The sequence below is a fragment of the Proteus sp. TSJ240517 genome (assembly GCF_047921575.1).
Lineage (GTDB): Bacteria > Pseudomonadota > Gammaproteobacteria > Enterobacterales > Enterobacteriaceae > Proteus.
The window spans coordinates 193,672-210,640 of the sequence record NZ_JBLRMH010000003.1; the positions used below are offsets into that span (position 1 = coordinate 193,672).

At 39.3% G+C, this 16,969-nt stretch carries 14 protein-coding genes; 8 read left to right on the forward strand and 6 right to left on the reverse strand.

Annotation, left to right across the window (positions count from 1 at the left end; all coding sequences use genetic code 11):
* Positions 1-59 precede the first annotated feature (59 nt).
* From ACNARN_RS07200 to yeiB, 3 genes are all read left to right on the forward strand, one after another.
* Positions 60-1,229, forward strand: a complete 1,170-nt coding sequence (locus ACNARN_RS07200; RefSeq protein WP_416304292.1) for a YbfB/YjiJ family MFS transporter — start codon at positions 60-62, stop codon at positions 1,227-1,229.
* Positions 1,230-1,377: 148 nt separating this feature from the next.
* Entirely contained in the window at positions 1,378-2,037 is a 660-nt protein-coding gene (gene folE / locus ACNARN_RS07205) for a GTP cyclohydrolase I FolE (RefSeq protein WP_023581251.1), read from the forward strand.
* Between the two features lie 13 nt (positions 2,038-2,050).
* Positions 2,051-3,202, forward strand: a complete 1,152-nt coding sequence (yeiB, locus tag ACNARN_RS07210) for a DUF418 domain-containing protein YeiB (RefSeq protein ID WP_198620463.1) — start codon at positions 2,051-2,053, stop codon at positions 3,200-3,202.
* On the opposite strand, the gene sanA is transcribed toward yeiB, so the two are convergent.
* The 6 genes from sanA to metG form a co-directional block, all read right to left on the reverse strand.
* Complete coding sequence (sanA, locus tag ACNARN_RS07215) at positions 3,199-3,930, reverse strand: outer membrane permeability protein SanA (RefSeq protein WP_198620464.1); 732 nt, start codon at positions 3,928-3,930, stop codon at positions 3,199-3,201. The genes yeiB and sanA overlap by 4 nt on opposite strands.
* 141 nt (positions 3,931-4,071) lie before the next feature.
* Positions 4,072-5,769, reverse strand: coding sequence for an NAD-dependent malic enzyme (locus ACNARN_RS07220; RefSeq protein ID WP_196533004.1), 1,698 nt, complete (start codon positions 5,767-5,769; stop codon positions 4,072-4,074).
* A 214-nt stretch (positions 5,770-5,983) separates the two neighbouring features.
* Complete coding sequence (gene cdd / locus ACNARN_RS07225) at positions 5,984-6,868, reverse strand: cytidine deaminase (RefSeq protein WP_198620465.1); 885 nt, start codon at positions 6,866-6,868, stop codon at positions 5,984-5,986.
* A 200-nt stretch (positions 6,869-7,068) separates the two neighbouring features.
* Positions 7,069-7,764, reverse strand: coding sequence for a CidB/LrgB family autolysis modulator (locus ACNARN_RS07230; protein ID WP_100159648.1), 696 nt, complete (start codon positions 7,762-7,764; stop codon positions 7,069-7,071).
* Positions 7,764-8,237 (reverse strand): CidA/LrgA family protein, encoded by a 474-nt coding sequence (locus ACNARN_RS07235; protein WP_198620466.1) that lies wholly within the window; start codon positions 8,235-8,237, stop codon positions 7,764-7,766. The genes ACNARN_RS07230 and ACNARN_RS07235 overlap by 1 nt, the downstream gene beginning before the upstream one ends.
* Positions 8,238-8,371: 134 nt before the next feature.
* Positions 8,372-10,399: a methionine--tRNA ligase gene (gene metG / locus ACNARN_RS07240; RefSeq protein WP_416304293.1), complete on the reverse strand. Its 2,028-nt coding sequence runs from the start codon at positions 10,397-10,399 to the stop codon at positions 8,372-8,374.
* 204 nt (positions 10,400-10,603) lie between these two features.
* On the opposite strand from metG, the gene apbC reads away from it, so the two are divergent.
* The 5 genes from apbC (at position 10,604) to dcuC (ending at position 16,848) form a co-directional block, all read left to right on the forward strand.
* Positions 10,604-11,716, forward strand: coding sequence for an iron-sulfur cluster carrier protein ApbC (apbC, locus tag ACNARN_RS07245; RefSeq protein ID WP_036912151.1), 1,113 nt, complete (start codon positions 10,604-10,606; stop codon positions 11,714-11,716).
* 220 nt (positions 11,717-11,936) lie between these two features.
* Entirely contained in the window at positions 11,937-12,578 is a 642-nt protein-coding gene (gene udk, locus ACNARN_RS07250; protein ID WP_109373469.1) for a uridine kinase, read from the forward strand.
* 67 nt (positions 12,579-12,645) lie between these two features.
* The gene (gene dcd, locus ACNARN_RS07255; RefSeq protein WP_006537532.1) at positions 12,646-13,227 is read left to right on the forward strand and encodes a dCTP deaminase; all 582 of its coding nucleotides are present in this window, start codon (positions 12,646-12,648) and stop codon (positions 13,225-13,227) included.
* A 46-nt stretch (positions 13,228-13,273) separates the two neighbouring features.
* A complete protein-coding gene (asmA, locus tag ACNARN_RS07260; protein ID WP_416304294.1) occupies positions 13,274-15,211 on the forward strand; it encodes an outer membrane assembly protein AsmA in 1,938 nt (645 codons plus the stop codon).
* 275 nt (positions 15,212-15,486) lie between these two features.
* Complete coding sequence (gene dcuC, locus ACNARN_RS07265; RefSeq protein WP_198620469.1) at positions 15,487-16,848, forward strand: anaerobic C4-dicarboxylate transporter DcuC; 1,362 nt, start codon at positions 15,487-15,489, stop codon at positions 16,846-16,848.
* Positions 16,849-16,969: the final 121 nt, after the last annotated feature.

Sequence of the window (16,969 nt, forward strand, 5' to 3'; positions counted from 1 at the left end):
CTTGTTCTGTTATTAATGAGTAGCACATTTAAAATGATAAAACAAAATAATGGATATCCATGAATACTTCAAATCACCAAAGTCATTCAGCGCAAGCTTTTCATATCGCGTTTAGCGGGTTTCTTGCTTTAGTGGTTGCAATGGGAATAGGGCGCTTTACCTTTACACCGCAAGTGCCGTTGATGATTGCAGAATATCAATTGACGTTAACAAGTGCGGGAATTGTCGCTGCATTTAATTATCTTGGTTATCTTGCAGGCTCCTATGATGCGATGAAAGCTGTTAAAGGTGTGGGGTATCGCTTGTGGGCGGGTCTTTGGGGGGCGGTGATAATCACGCTGTTGTCTGCTTTTTTAAATGATGCTTTTACACATAGTATTGCACGTTTTTTTATTGGTTGGGCAAGTGGTTGGACATTAGTGCTGGTGGCTTCATGGGCTAACGAGTTACTGGCTCGCCTTAATCGACCTGCATTAAGTGTGGCTGTTTATGCAGGAACGGGTGCTGGTATATTTATCAGCGGTATTCTTGCTGTGTTAATTATGAAATGGCAAATGAGTGCAGTGGCAGGGTGGTTAATTTATGGTTCTCTTGCTTTTATTTGTGCCATATATGTGAGCTACCATCTTCCAAAGCCTTGGACAATGAGCAGAGAGGAAGTAAAAGTTACCTCTTTAACGCTTACGCCAGCGATAAAAAGGCTGATTTGGGGTTATACCTTTGCTGGGTTTGGCTATATTTTACCCGCAACTTTTCTTTCTCAAATGGCAGCAGAACGCTTTCCAGGGAGCTTAATTGCGCAATTTGTTTGGCCTGTTTTTGGTGCTTCTGCGGCATTATGTATTGGGATCACTATTTTCACGCGTAATGTATTAAACACGCAGTTACGTTTAGCCATTACGCTTTGGTTACAAGCGTTAGGCATACTGATTGCGCTGTGGGTTCCTACCATTACTGGGTTGGCGATAGGGGCATTTTTAATTGGTGGTGGCTTAATGTGTGCAGTACAACTGGCGTTTTTACGAGGTCGTGAATTAGCGCCTCAACATGGGCGTTATATGGCGGGTTTACTCACCACTTTTTATGCCATCGGGCAATTAGTTGGCCCCGTAATTTCTTCACTTTCAACAGCATTGACGGGAAAATTAGAACCTGCTCTTTATGTCGCTTTTATTGTATTGATAATCGGTGGTTTTCTGGTGTGTTTAAAAGAAAAAAATCAGGCTTAAACTAAAAATAGCTCATACAAAAATGCAATAATTTCATAACGAAAAATGCGGTATTGCTGGATAATGTGATTGAGGTCATCTAAAGTGTAGGCTGTTGTTGCTAAGAGCGATAACGGCTACTTAATTAATGTGTTTATCGGAGAGTCCAATGTCATCATTAAGTAAAGAGGCGCAATGGGTGCACGCTGCGTTAGTTGAACGCGGTTTGGAAACGCCTCTTCGTGAACCGAAACTCTCTCCAAGTGAGAGCAAACAGCAAATTGAACATCATATGACAGAAGTGATGAAGCTGTTAAATCTAGATTTAAGCGACGATAGTTTAGCTGAAACTCCTCGTCGTATCGCTAAAATGTATGTTGATGAAATTTTCTCAGGGCTGGATTACCACAATTTCCCCAAAATCACACTAATCGAAAATAAAATGCAAGTTGATGAAATGGTGACGGTACGAGATATCACATTAACAAGTACTTGCGAACACCACTTTGTCACCATTGATGGTAAAGCTATTGTGGCTTATATCCCGAAAGATAAAGTGATTGGGTTATCTAAAATTAATCGAATTGTGCAATTCTTTGCTCAGCGTCCTCAAGTTCAAGAGCGCTTAACACAGCAAATCCTTATCGCATTACAAACGTTACTAGGCACAAAAAATGTAGCTGTTTCTATTGATGCGGTTCACTATTGTGTTAAAGCTCGTGGTATTCGTGATGCAACTAGTGCAACAACAACAACTTCATTAGGCGGGTTATTTAAATCTAGTCAAAATACGCGTCAGGAGTTTCTGCGCGCTGTTCGTCATCTTTGAGATTTAAATAAAAATGAATGAATCGTCTCATCAACGTATTGAAGCCCTCGATGCGTTGAGAGGAATGGCGATCCTTGGCATTTTATTGCTCAATATTTCAGGTTTTGCATTATTAAGAGTGGCTTCATTTAATCCATTACATTCGGGAGAAGCCTCTTTTGGTGATCGTATAACATGGATGGCATTAAATCTATTTGCTCAAGGAAAATTCCTCTTTATTTTTGCGCTGCTATTTGGTGGTACGCTTTATCTCCTTTTGTATAAAGGAACTCGTTTTAATTTATCGCGATTAGTTGTACTGGCATTAATTGGTGTTATTCACACATTATTTATTTGGGAAGGTGATATTTTATTTCCATATAGTATATGTGGTTTATTTGTTTTTGCGTTTATCAAATCAATCGCAACAAAGCACCAATTTATATTAGGAGTGATACTCTATTTTTGTGGCGCACTGATTTTAGGTGCGCTGTTTTACTATTATCGTGATTTTATTGATACCGTTTGGTATAGCACGCCATATTCTCAATTGTCTGAATCAGATTGGAAAACAGGGCCTTATTTAAATAGTGTTTATTATCGTTTGAATGAACTAAGTCTTTTTGTTTTTAATCTAGTACGTCAATACAGTTGGTTTTTGTTTGGTGCGATGTTGATGGGTTCTGCATTAATGGCATCAGGGTGGTTGCAGCAGAAATTTAGTCGCGCTCATTATGGTCATGTGGCACTTTATTTCCTCACAATTAGTTTAAGCTTACAAACGGTTATTGTGCTGGTGGATTATTATCTTGATTGGGATTACCGCTGGGCGGCTATTTGGGCACAACCTTTAACCATGTTGATCCAAGTGATGCAAAGTTTGGGGTATATTGCGCTGTTTTATTGGAGCTGGAATATTATTCAACACTCTTATTTTGCCTATGCTTTACGTTGTGTTGGCAAAATGGCGTTAACAACCTATTTAATGCAAAGTGTTATCGGTATTTATTTATTTCAGCGTATGGGGCTATTTAATCAATTTACTCTACCTGAACTGATGCCTTTTGTTGCCGTCATTTGGGCAATCAATATTGCTTTTGCTGTGATTTGGTTACGTTATTTTCCACAAGGGCCAATAGAGTGGATTTGGCGTAAATCAGCCTCGAAATTAGCGCAATTCTTTTAGCTTTTTTCATGATTATTTTCATTTAGAGGAAGTGATTCGACTTCCTCTGGTGAAACCGCAGGATAACCTTTAATGCCTTCAGGAATAGATTGTATTGCGGGAATCGTTTCTGGCGGCCCTAAAAAGCGTGGTTCGCGGTTTAGAATATAAACATCAATCATTGCACCTGCTCTGGCAAATACTTCACGTACACGTACTTTAAACATGCTTTTAGGCGATGCAACCGCAAAGCATTGTGCATCAATTCCTTTTTCTAATGCGATAAAAACAGCTCGTTCACAGTGAAAACGCTGAGTAATAATGGTAAATCCATCTGTACCAAATACCTCTTTTGTTCGTACTACTGAATCAAGTGTTCTGAAGCCTGCAAAATCCATCACAATACGAGAGGCAGGAATGCCCGCTTTAATGAGATCCTTACGCATCGTATTTGGTTCATTATAACTATGTTTTGCATTATCGCCGCTGAGCAATAAATACTGAATTTTGCCACTATTATAAGCATTTACAGCGCCTTGGATGCGGTATTGATAAAACTGATTTATATAACCGCTGGTATAGTACTTTGATGTGCCTAACACCATGCCCACTTTTTTAGCAGGTAATGTATCCACGTCTTCAAATATATAGGGATTGGTTTTCCACCCGATCCAGCGATCGCAGGCAATCAAGGTGACTGCAAGTAGAATAAAAATTGTGAGAAAAAGATAAATGAGGCGTTTTAGCATGTCCTTGCCTTAATGACGCAAATAACGAATGACTTTCATAATAGTTAAGGCTACTTGAGCGGCGATAGGGAAGCAAGAAAAAAGCGCCTCATATTAAGTAATGACGCGCTTTTCGGAATGGTACTTAGTGTTTCAAACTACTTAGAACGAGGTTCTTTTGTAAATACGGTACTCTGGTGACCAATAGTTACGTTCAATTGCTTCTTCTAATGCTGAATCAGAAGTAACAGTAGCAACACCTTGTACTTGTGCTTCTTTTGCAACTTGTTTTGCGATATAGCGCGAAACTTTTTGAATATCAGCCAGTAAAGGTAACAGAGATCCATCACCGTCTTTTGCCATTGGTGAGCAATCTGCTAATGCGCGACTTGCCACCATCAACATGGCATCAGTAACACGTTTTGCACCACATGCGATAACACCTAATCCAATACCTGGGAAGATATAAGAGTTGTTGCACTGTGCAATTGGATATTCTTTATCTTTGTATTTAACTGGTGCAAATGGACTACCTGTTGCCACTAAAGCTTGTCCATCAGTCCAGTTGATAATATCTTCAGGACGCGCCTCTACACGAGACGTCGGGTTAGATAATGGCATTACGATAGGGCGTTCACAGTGTTTGTGCATTTCACGAATAATTTCTTCAGTGAATAAGCCTGCTTGTCCTGAAACACCAATCAAAATAGTTGGTTTTGCATTCTTAACCACTTCTAGTAGTGAAATAGCATCGCTTTCGGTTTGCCAATCAGCAATAGTTTCGCTTTTTTGGATAAGTTTGCTTTGGAAATCAAGTAAATTTGGCAGTTTGTCTGTTAATAAGCCGAAACGGTCAACCATAAAGATACGTTCACGCGCTTGCTCATCACTTAAACCTTCAGATTTCATTTGGGCGATGATTTGCTCGGCAATACCACAACCCGCAGAACCTGCGCCTAAGAAAGTGACAGTTTGATCTTTTAATTGGCGACCCGCAGCACGACTTGCTGCAATTAGGCTACCTAAAGTGACCGACGCTGTACCTTGAATATCGTCATTAAAGCAACATAATTCATCACGATAACGATTTAATAAAGGCATCGCATTTTTTTGTGCGAAATCTTCAAATTGTAGTAAAACATTTGGCCAGCGACGTTTAACAGCTTGGATAAACTCATCGACAAACTCGTTATATTCATCACCTGTAATACGAGGATGACGCCATCCCATATACAGTGGATCGTTTAAGCGTTGTGGATTATTCGTTCCCACATCTAGCACAACAGGCAGGGTGTAAGCGGGGCTAATACCACCACACGCGGTATATAAAGAGAGTTTACCGATAGGAATGCCCATACCACCGATACCTTGATCACCTAAACCAAGAATACGTTCGCCATCAGTCACAACAATCACTTTTACGTTTTGTTTAGTGGCATTTTGTAGCATATCGTCGATATTGGCGCGGTTAGGGTAAGAGATAAATAAACCGCGAGCGCGACGATAAATATCGGAGAAATGTTCACAGGCTTCACCCACTGTTGGTGTGTAAATGATTGGCATCATTTCAGTGAGGTGAGATTCTAATAAACGGTAAAATAGAGTTTCGTTAGTGTCTTGAATATTTCTTAGGTAAATATGTTTATCGTTATCGTTTTTGAAATCAAGATATTGGCGATAAGCGCGTTCAACCTGTTCTTCAATGGTTTCTACTGCTTCAGGCAGTAAACCATGTAAGTTAAAGGTACTGCGTTCTTCATCGCTAAAAGCACTACCTTTATTTAACAGGGGAAATTCAAGCAGGATTGGGCCTGCATACGGGATGTAGAGAGGGCGTTTACTTTCGTGTTCCAGTTCCATGAAAAATACTCTTGTAAGGCAGTTAGTCACATGACAATTGTAGATCCTACAAAATAATAAAAATATGTACAGCTTATGTTATTTTTTTATGATTTTTATGCTTGGAAATGAGAGATAGATACGGTTGTTACAACTTTTTCTGGTAAGCATCAGCAAAATTTACATGTTGATGCTTTTTTTAGGAGAGATTTTTAGAGGAATAAGTTAAAACTTTTTACAAAGTGATGCGTTGCATTTGGCGGCAACCTAAAGCAGTTAATGTTGCTTGTGTTGCATCCCATTGCGTTAAAATTGTCTCTGCTTTTTCAATTAAGACAGCAGATTCAATATCCATCACACACTCACCTGCCATATTTAATAAAATTAATGCTGCTTGTAATGGCGGTAAACTTGGATTAAATGCGGCATTTTCAGCGTAGCTACCTTGGAAAATTTTGCCATTTTTCATTTGAACAGCAATACCACTGTGCGATCCACTATAAGGAGCATGGCTACGATTGGCAGCTTGTAGTGCCTGTTGTGCTAATTCACTAGGGTTATCAATTTTGTAACCGTGATTAACTTTGTCCATTAATAAAGAGGTGATATTGAGATCTTTCGGGCCAAAGCTATCAGGTAAATAATCGCCTAATGTTGCCATTTTTCTACCCGGCAACTGAATTTGAATATGGGTGCCACTGTTCAATTCGTTCATAAACTGGCGGCAATGACCACAAGGTGTATAGTTAACGGTGACTGAGATTAAGCGAGATTCACCACGTAACCATGCATGAGTCACGGCGCTTTGTTCAGCATGAACCGTTTGTTGTAGCGGTGCGCCAGCAAATTCCATATTGGCACCGAAATAGAGATTACCACTTTCGCCACGAGCAATCGCACCCACTTTGAAATTAGAGATTGGCGCGACAGCACAAGCTGCGGCAACTGGTAAAAGTGCTAGGGCTAAGGCATCATCATTACATTGTAACTGTGTTTTTATGGCATTGACCTGTTCTGCCGTAAACATTGCAGGGAATTCATCCTGCTCAAGATAAGGAGCAAGTGCTTGTTGTAACTGAGGGGATAAATCTGACCAAATTGCCTGAAAACGAGTATGCATACATGAGTCTCCCATTAATCTTTCTGTATTATAAGATTCTAGGCATCTTTACCCATTCTTATATGTGATGAAAATCATATTTTCAATGAAACAATTGCAACAAATTCATTAATTGAGAGATGTATCTCAAATTTATAGTAAAAATCCCCGAAATAAATTTAATTAAATCGAGGATTTAAGAATGGAGAATAAGAAAGGTATCAACTATAAAGATGCAAAATAATAGGGAAGATAAATGGCGCTGTAAGGGAAGTAATAATCCCACAGGTCATTAATGCCAGTGAGCTATAAGCACCTTCAATATAATCGACTTCAGCCGCTCTTGCTGTTCCCACTGCGTGAGAAACGGTTCCCATAGCTAAACCACGAGATGCGTGAGTAGGAATACGCAGTATTTTAAAGAGTGTGTGACCAAAAATGGCACCTAAAATACCTACTGCAATAACACATGCAGCACTGATTGCAGGAATACCACCTATGGAATCTGCGACAGCCATTGCGATAGGCGTTGTCACTGATTTAGGTAAAATTGATGCAGCAATTTCGGGTGTTGCTCCTGCCCATAAGGCAATTGCAGTACCACTGACCATTGCGGCAATACTACCAATAAAGCAAATACTGATCAGCGATTTCCACTGTGCGCGAATTTGGTGTAATTGCTGGTAAAGCGGTATCGCTAAAGCGACAACAGCAGGTTGCAGTAAGTCATTTAAAATACGACTACCTGCAAAATAATGCTCATAAGGTGTGTGCGTGATTAATAGAATGGGAATAATAACTGCAATACCAATAAGCAACGGGTTTAATATTGGTAATTTATAACGAGCCGCAAGTTTACGTGATAAATAAAAGACGATTATGGTGAGAGGAAGTGACCACCAGATATTCATTAACATTAACATTTTTTCTTCTCACTTAACGCTTTATCGTCGTCTTTTTCTTTTGCTACAACAACATCTTCAACTTGGTCTGGTTTTGCACCAACAATAATGCGTTCACGATGAACGTAGTGTGAACAATAAGCAACCAATGCCATTACACCAAAGGTACTGACTATACAGGCTAAAACAATCGGGAAGAGTTGCTGACTTAATAAATCATAATAGTTCATGACGGCTACCCCGATAGGAATAAAGAGTAATGTCATATTTTTTAATAGAATATTGGCACCCGGTTTTACCCAGCGTAATGGAATAAGCTGGAAAGCAAGTAAACCAAAAAGGATCAGTAAGCCAACAATACTGCCTGGAACCGCAAAGGGCAAAAGGGCTGAAATAAGATTACCTGCAAAAAGACAAAGATAAAGTACCAAAAAAGATCGTAGATAGTGCCAAAGTGTAATCTGCACTCGTGCCCGTTTAGATTTCATAAGTAAGTGTCCCAAATCAACTAACAGATTTATCATACACCGATTTTGAAAGTGTGCTATGGATCACAATAAAAAAAGAGCGGGGCTCTTATAGAACCCCGCCATTTATTTATTTGGCAAATGAATCTTGGTTGTTATTTCACTTGCTGACCCGGTTTTGCACCAGAATCTGGGCTGAGTAAGAAGATATCTTTATCACCAGGGCCTGCTGCCATTACCATGCCTTCCGAAATACCAAAACGCATTTTACGAGGTGCTAAGTTTGCTACCATAACGGTTAGACGACCTTCCAACACTTTTGGATCTGGGTATGCTGTACGAATACCAGAGAATACTTGGCGAGTTTCACCGCCTAAGTCCAAAATTAGTTTCAGCAACTTGTCTGATCCTTCAACAAAATCAGCTTGTTTAATTTCAGCAATACGCATATCGATTTTCGCAAAATCATCAAAGTTGATGGTTTTTTGAATTGGGTCATCTGCTAATGGACCAGTCACTTCTTTTACTGGTGCAATGGTGCTTTTAGATGCTTCAACCATTGCATTAGCTTTATCCATTTCAATGCGGTTAAACAGTGCTTTGAATTTTGTAATATCTTGATTTAACAGTGGTTTCTCAAGCGCATCCCATGTTAATTCAGTTTGCAAGAAGGCTTCTGTACGTTCTGTTAATGAAGGTAAAACAGGTTTCAGATATGTCATCAGTACACGGAATAAGTTAATACCCATTGTACAAATAGCTTGTAGCTGTGCATCTTGACCTTCTTGTTTTGCTACAACCCACGGCGCTTTTTCATCAATATAGCGGTTGGCTTCATCCGCTAATGCCATGATTTCACGAACTGCTTTACCAAACTCACGATTTTCAAATGACTGTGCGATAGTTTCTTTCATATCAACAAAGTGTTGATAAAGCTTAGCATCATCTAAAGAATCAGCTAATTTGCCATCAAAACGCTTGCTGATAAAACCCGCTGTACGTGATGCAAGGTTAACGACTTTATTAACAATATCGCTGTTAACACGTTGAACAAAGTCTTCTAAGTTTAGGTCAATATCGTCAATGCGTGAGGAAAGTTTTGCCGCATAGTAATAACGCAGGCAATCTGCATCAAAATGATCAAGGTAAGCACGAGCTGTAATAAAGGTGCCACGAGATTTTGACATCTTCGCGCCATTGACAGTGACATAACCGTGAACAAACAGGTTGGTTGGCTTGCGGTATTCGCTGCCTTCTAACATGGCAGGCCAGAATAAGCTGTGGAAATAGACGATATCTTTACCAATAAAGTGATAAAGGTCTGCTTTGCTGTCTTTATTCCAGAACTCATCAAAACTTAAATCACCACGCTTTTCACATAAGTTTAAGAAAGAGCTCATGTAGCCGATTGGTGCATCTAGCCATACATAGAAATATTTACCCGGTGCATCTGGGATTTCAAATCCAAAATAAGGTGCGTCACGAGTGATATCCCACTGTTGTAAACCGCTGTCGAACCACTCTTGCATTTTATTCGCAACTTGCTCTTGCAGAGCACCAGAGCGGATCCACTCTTGTAACATGTTGCTAAATGCAGGTAAGTCGAAGAAATAGTGTTCAGTTTCACGCATAACAGGTGTTGAACCTGATACAACAGAGCGTGGATTAATTAATTCTGTTGGGCTGTAAGTTGAGCCACAAACTTCACAGTTATCACCATATTGGTCTTGCGCTTTACATTTAGGGCAAGTGCCTTTTACAAAGCGGTCAGGCAAAAACATGCCTTTTTCTTCATCATAAAGCTGAGAAATAGTTTTGCTTTTGATGTGACCATTTTTTTTCAGTGCAAGATAAATTTTAGTCGATAATTGGCGACTCTCTTCACTGTGTGTAGAGTGATAATTGTCGTAACTGATATTAAAACCAGCAAAATCCTGTTGATGCTCTTTGCTCATTTCTTCAATCATGGCTTCTGGCGTAATACCCAGTTGTTGAGCTTTCAGCATAATTGGAGTGCCGTGAGCGTCATCAGCGCAGATGAAATGAACTTCTTTGCCGCGCATTCGTTGATAACGGACCCAGATATCTGCCTGAATGTGCTCAAGGATATGACCGAGATGAATTGAACCGTTAGCATAAGGTAACGCGCAGGTTACCAATAATTTATTCGCGACGTGAGACATAGTAAGGATCTTACTTCCATAAAATTAATAAAAGGGACTTTGATGTTAACCGATCCGTCATGATGTCGCTAGGGCAATAATCGAGTTTTTGCAAGAGAAATTTCAGTTGGCAAATTGAGGTAAGGCATTAACGTAGTCATCTACTATCTGATATGATAGATGCACTCATATATTTAATAAATAATGAAAACGAGAGGAGCCGGGATGAGTGATAAATCCCCCGAGCAGACCACCCCTGAGATTCTGAACGAAAAAGTTTCAGGTGTCTTGTCTACTTTTGAACACCCGACATTGAAGCGTAATCTGCTTTCTCTAAAAGCATTACATCAATGTGCGATGATTGACGATGTTCTTCATATCGAGTTAGTGATGCCATTTGTTTGGAAAAAACCTTTCCAAGTCCTAATCGAAGAAAAAACAGCTGAACTTCGCAACATCACTGGTGCAAAAGCCATTGAATGGAAACTCAAGCACAATATTTCAACCTTACGCCGTGCAAATGATCTACCAGGCGTTAATGGTGTGCGTAATATTCTTGCTGTGAGCTCTGGTAAAGGTGGCGTTGGTAAATCAAGTACAGCAGTTAACCTTGCATTAGCTCTTGCACAAGAAGGTGCTAAAGTAGGTATTCTTGATGCTGATATTTATGGACCGTCTATTCCGAATATGTTGGGTACCACAATGGAGCGTCCAACGTCTCCTGATGGACAACATATGGCACCTATTATGGCTTATGGTTTAGCATCTAACTCTATCGGTTATTTAGTTACAGATGATAATGCAATGGTATGGCGTGGTCCTATGGCGAGCAAAGCATTAATGCAAATGCTCCAAGATACGCTGTGGCCTGATTTGGATTATCTCGTTATCGATATGCCGCCGGGAACAGGTGATATCCAATTAACCTTATCTCAAAATATCCCTGTAACCGCTGCGGTTGTGGTAACAACACCACAAGATATCGCGCTGGTGGATGCAATGAAAGGGATCGTCATGTTTAAGAAAGTCAATGTACCTGTATTAGGTATTATTGAAAACATGAGCGCGCATATTTGTAGTAACTGTGGTCACCTTGAACCTATCTTTGGTACTGGTGGTGCGGCGAAATTGGCAGAGAAATATCATTGCCAATTATTAGGTCAAGTTCCTCTTCATATCTCTTTACGTGAAGACTTAGACCGCGGGCAACCAACAGTGATGCGTGATCCTGAAGGCGAATTTGCTGATATTTATCGCGAAATCGCATCAACAGTGTCTGCTCAAATGTATTGGGATGGCGATGCAATCCCAACGGAAATTTCTTTCCGCGCAGTGTAATGACAGTAAAATAATACGTTGAGTTATTTGCTGATTTAAATGGAGAGCTATTTGGCTTTCCATTTTTTACATGCGATTTCCGACTGTTTTTGATAAAAAACGAATAGATTTCTGGTTTTACGCTGGAACCAGAGTGATTTCAAAACTATAATCTGCGCTAGCGTAATATTTACATATTATTACGTTATCCCTCTTTTTATTTCAAACCAGGTTTTTGATTATGGCTGACACAGCACATCAGTGCACAATTGTAGGTATCGCTGGAGCTTCTGCTTCGGGTAAAAGTCTTATTGCAAGTACACTTTACCGCGAATTAAGAGCGCAAGTAGGTGATCATAATATCGGGGTGATACCAGAAGATTGTTATTATCGTGACCAAAGTGATTTAACGATGGAAGAACGATATAAGGTCAATTATGACCACCCAAATTCGATGGATCACGCACTTTTATATCAGCATTTGTGTGAACTAAAAGCAGGAAAAACCATCGAACTCCCTCAATACGACTACGTTGCTCACACTCGCAAAACAGAATCCATTCCTTTTCAACCTAAAAAAGTTATTATCATTGAAGGCATCTTGTTATTAACAGATAAACGCCTGCGTGAAGAGATGGATTTCTCTATCTTTGTTGATACGCCATTAGATATTTGCTTAATGCGTAGAATTAAACGTGATGTGAATGAACGTGGACGTAGCTTAGACTCAGTCATTGAACAATATAATAAAACCGTTCGTCCTATGTTCTTCCAGTTTATTGAACCTTCTAAACAATATGCCGATATTATTGTACCTAGAGGGGGGAAAAACCGCGTTGCGATTGATATTCTGAAAGCAAAAATTGGGCAGTTCTGCGAATAATAGGTTCATTTGTGGGCAGCTTTCATGCATGATGAAACTGCCTGTTTAACTTGAAGAAGGAAATAAAATGCGATTATGCGACCGTGATATTATTCAGTGGCTGGATGAAGGTAAATTAGTCATTGAACCCCGCCCGCCCGTCGAGCGAATTAACGGCGCAACAGCAGATGTTTGCTTAGGAAATCAATTTCGTGTTTTCCAAGGTCATACTGCTGCTTATATTGATTTGAGTGGCCCTAAGGCTGAAGTGAACGCTGCGCTAGAACGTGTAATGAGTGATGAAATTGTGTTACCTGAAGGTGAAGCATTTTTCTTACATCCGGGTGAATTAGCGTTAGCGGTGACACTTGAGTCAGTCACTTTGCCTGATAATGTTGTTGGATGGTTAGATGGACGCTCATCATTAGCCCGTTTAGGTTTAATGGTACATGTTACCGCTCATCGTATTGATCCCGGCTGGCATGGACAAATCGTATTAGAATTTTTTAATTCAGGTAAACTTCCTCTCGCATTAAGACCAGGTATGGTTATTGGTGCATTAAGCTTTGAACCTATGTCTGGTTCTGCTGATAGACCTTATAATCGTCGTCAAGATGCAAAATATAAAAATCAACAAGGTGCTGTTGGTAGTCGGATTAGTGAAGATTAACTATCTTTATAATCATCATTATCATGTTCACTAAGCGGGTAATTATATGAAAAGGTTTTTGACAACACTGGCTATCTTGCTTGTGGTTATTTTGGCAGGCTTAACAGCGTTAGTTTTACTCATTAACCCGAATGATTTCCGTGGATACCTTGTTGAAAGGGTCGAAAAACAAAGCGGTTATAAACTCACATTACAAGATGATATGCGTTGGCATGTGTGGCCAAAGTTAAGCATTATCAGTGGTAAAATGTCATTGACAGCACCAGGTGCTGAAATGCCTTTTATTACTGCCGATAATATGCGTCTTGATGTTGAGTTATTACCGCTACTTTCTCATCAACTTGAAGTAAAAGAAGTCATGCTTAAAGGTGCCGTAGTTCGCCAAACACCTGAAAGTAAAGCTATTCCTAAAATATCACCACCTTCTACTCCTCGAGATATTTCTCACCCAGTTGTCGAACCTAGAGCCAATAATTGGCAGTTGAATATCGCCAAAGTAAAAATTTCAGACAGCTTAATTATTTGGCAAATGAAAGACGGTGAGCAACTTAATTTACGTGATATTGATTTATCGTTGAAAACAGACGAGAAAAAACAAGTTAGTCTTGAGATGAGCACGAAAGTGAATCGTGACCGTCGTGAGATCACGCTAAATGTTGCTGCTGATGTGGATATGAACAGCTATCCTTACCAAGTTACGGGTAAGATCACACAGTTAGATTACGCTTTATCAGGAGTCGAGATCCCTGAAAATGGAATTGTAGGAAGTTTAACTTCAGATTTTACGATCCAAAATGAGGGCGTAAGAAAAGTTTCACTTGAGAACTTAAATCTCACAGCTAATGATAGTCAATTGCAAGGTAATATCAGTGCAGAATTTGCAGATGCTACTCGCTATCAAGTTGATTTAAAAAGTGAAATGCTAAATTTAAATACTTTATTGCCAGAATTAGCAACAGCTAACGTATCAGAAAATGCGTTATTAGTGCCAACGACTGATAATCATATACCTCCTTCATTTTCATTATTTAGTACAGCCCATGCGGCACCCGCACCGAATGCCACCATTATGGCAAAACCGGTTATTACTTCAGTTACCATTGAAAATAAAGAATATGATCTAACGAGTTGGGGTGATATTGAGTTTACACTGAAATTAGCCCTGAATAAGCTTCTCTATAAAGATTTAGAGATTAATAATTTTAAACTTGATGCATTAAATAACCCTAATTCACTGAATATTCAAACCTTAACAGGGCAAATCCTTCAAGGTGATTTTTCACTGCCAACGGTTATCTCAACAAGCATTGTGCCTGCGCATATCAGCATGGATATCACAATGAACAATATTCCATTAGAGCCACTATTGCGTGTCTTTAATCAACCTGAAAATTTCAGTGGATTAATTTCAGCAAAAGGGAATTTAGAAGGAACGGGATATAACCGAAAAGCTTTTTATCGTTATTGGCAAGGTACACTTAATACCTCTGTTACCCAATTTAAAATGCAGGGATTAAATGTACCACAGGTTATTCAGCAATCAGTCGCTCAAGCGACGGATAAAGTGATTTACCCTGAAGATATTGAAAGTTATACCCAAGCAGATAATGTGATTGCCCAATTTAAGTTAGCGTCAAAAGGAAAAGTAACCGTTAATTCACTTGATGCTCAAGCAGAGGCTTATCAAATTAAAGGGCAGGGCAAAGTGGATCTTCAACGCCATGATCTTGATGTGATGTTACTTGTTAATATCAAAAAAGGTTGGGGTAAAGAAAATGAATTTATCCGTCAATTGGCTAAAATTGAAATTCCATTAAGACTCTATGGTGATTGGAATGCTATTCAATATGAACTTAATATTGAAAAATTATTGCGCGATCAATTACAGCAAAAAGCCAAGCAAGCTATCGATAATTGGCTAAATAAACAAGATGCCGAAAGCCCTGAAGTAAAAGCACTTAATCAGCTATTGAAGAAAATCTAGTTTCACGATTTTTAACTTCATCACATTCTTAATAAAAGCACACTATTTTTATAATTGTGTGCTTTTTGCTTTATATCTATCATTTAATTTATGTTTTGAATGAAAAGTAAGCATTCGTGCTATGTATATGTAAAAAAATAGTCGTTTTTTTTGATATATGTCATACACTGCAACGTTGCCTTTGGGCAGAGTGTGTCAATCGCACTAAACGCAAAAATGATGATAAAAATAAAAAACTTCATTTTATAAATGACTATTTTAGACAGGATAAATAAATGATCGAAATTCTTATCGGCGCCTTCGTTGCCGTAGGTGTTGGACGTTATATCGTAAAAGGCTATTCAGCAACAGGTGTCTTAATGACGGGTGGTCTGTTATTACTGATCATCAGCGTAATTATGGGAAGGGCTGTTTTACCTGCGAGTGCGACTGCAACAGGCTATGGCTTAATTGATATTGTCGAGTATGTGAAAAATCTACTAATGAGCCGTGGTGGCGATTTAGGTATGATGATCATGATACTTTGTGGTTTCGCTGCTTATATGACGCACATTGGCGCTAATGATGTTGTTGTAAAATTAGCATCACGCCCACTGAAAATGATTAACTCACCTTATCTGCTGATGGTTGCGGCTTACATTGTTGCATGTTTGATGTCACTGGCTGTTTCATCAGCAACAGGTTTAGGTGTGTTATTAATGGCAACGCTGTTCCCTGTTATGGTGAATATGGGAATTAGCCGCGGAGCTGCTGCTGCAATCTGTGCGTCTCCAGCTTCTATTATCTTAGCGCCAACATCAGGTGATGTTATTTTAGCTGCTGAAGCATCTCAAATGCCGCTGATTGATTTCGCATTTAAAACCACATTGCCTATCTCTATTGCTGCAATTATGGGTATGTGTATCGCTCACTTCTTCTGGCAGCGTTATCTTGACCGTAAAGAGCATATCGAAACAGAAATGTTAGACGTGAATGAGATCAAAACTCACGCACCAAGTTTCTATGCAATTTTGCCTTTCACGCCAATTATCGGTGTTCTCGTTTTTGATGGTAAATGGTTACCAGAACTTCATATTGTTGCCATTATTATTATCTGTATGATTTTAGCGGCTGTTATCGAATTTATTCGTAGTTTCAGTGCAAAACAAGTTTTTGAAGGCTTAGAAGTGGCTTACCGTGGTATGGCAGATGCATTTGCACAAGTTGTGATGTTATTAGTCGCTGCTGGGGTATTCGCTCAAGGTTTAACAACCGTTGGCTTTATCAATGCGTTAATTGAAGGTGCTCAGTCATTAGGCTCAGGTGCCATTGTGATGATGATTGCACTGGTATTAATTACCATGTTAGCGGCAATGACCACAGGCTCTGGTAATGCGCCATTCTATGCATTCGTTGAGTTAATTCCTCGTTTAGCAAGCAATATGGGTGTTAACCCAGCTTATTTAACCATCCCAATGTTACAAGCTTCAAACCTAGGTCGTACATTATCACCAGTTTCTGGTGTTGTCGTTGCCGTATCGGGTATGGCAAAAATTTCACCTTTTGAAGTGATGAAGCGTGTTTCTGTACCCGTATTAGTAGGGCTGGTTATTGTTATTGTTGCAACTGAAATTCTTGTACCAAGTACATTAGGTTAATTATTAACTCATTGAATTAATAATAAATTATTATTTTAAATTTTATTGGCGGGCTTTGTGTGAAAACAAAGCTCGTTTTTTATGGTACATAAAATGCAGATAAAAAATATCCGCCTTAAAG

Excerpts from the sequence above, each read along its gene's own strand:
- ACNARN_RS07230 (WP_100159648.1), bottom strand. The coding sequence starts at position 7,764 with ATGTTAATGAATATCTGGTGGTCACTTCCTCTCACCATAATCGTCTTT.
- yeiB (WP_198620463.1), top strand. The coding sequence starts at position 2,051 with ATGAATGAATCGTCTCATCAACGTATTGAAGCCCTCGATGCGTTGAGA.
- dcd (WP_006537532.1), top strand. The coding sequence starts at position 12,646 with ATGCGATTATGCGACCGTGATATTATTCAGTGGCTGGATGAAGGTAAA.
- asmA (WP_416304294.1), top strand. The coding sequence starts at position 13,274 with ATGAAAAGGTTTTTGACAACACTGGCTATCTTGCTTGTGGTTATTTTG.
- apbC (WP_036912151.1), top strand. The coding sequence starts at position 10,604 with ATGAGTGATAAATCCCCCGAGCAGACCACCCCTGAGATTCTGAACGAA.
- ACNARN_RS07200 (WP_416304292.1), top strand. The coding sequence starts at position 60 with ATGAATACTTCAAATCACCAAAGTCATTCAGCGCAAGCTTTTCATATC.
- ACNARN_RS07220 (WP_196533004.1), bottom strand. The coding sequence starts at position 5,769 with ATGGAACTGGAACACGAAAGTAAACGCCCTCTCTACATCCCGTATGCA.
- sanA (WP_198620464.1), bottom strand. The coding sequence starts at position 3,930 with ATGCTAAAACGCCTCATTTATCTTTTTCTCACAATTTTTATTCTACTT.
- metG (WP_416304293.1), bottom strand. The coding sequence starts at position 10,399 with ATGTCTCACGTCGCGAATAAATTATTGGTAACCTGCGCGTTACCTTAT.
- udk (WP_109373469.1), top strand. The coding sequence starts at position 11,937 with ATGGCTGACACAGCACATCAGTGCACAATTGTAGGTATCGCTGGAGCT.
- cdd (WP_198620465.1), bottom strand. The coding sequence starts at position 6,868 with ATGCATACTCGTTTTCAGGCAATTTGGTCAGATTTATCCCCTCAGTTA.
- folE (WP_023581251.1), top strand. The coding sequence starts at position 1,378 with ATGTCATCATTAAGTAAAGAGGCGCAATGGGTGCACGCTGCGTTAGTT.
- dcuC (WP_198620469.1), top strand. The coding sequence starts at position 15,487 with ATGATCGAAATTCTTATCGGCGCCTTCGTTGCCGTAGGTGTTGGACGT.
- ACNARN_RS07235 (WP_198620466.1), bottom strand. The coding sequence starts at position 8,237 with ATGAAATCTAAACGGGCACGAGTGCAGATTACACTTTGGCACTATCTA.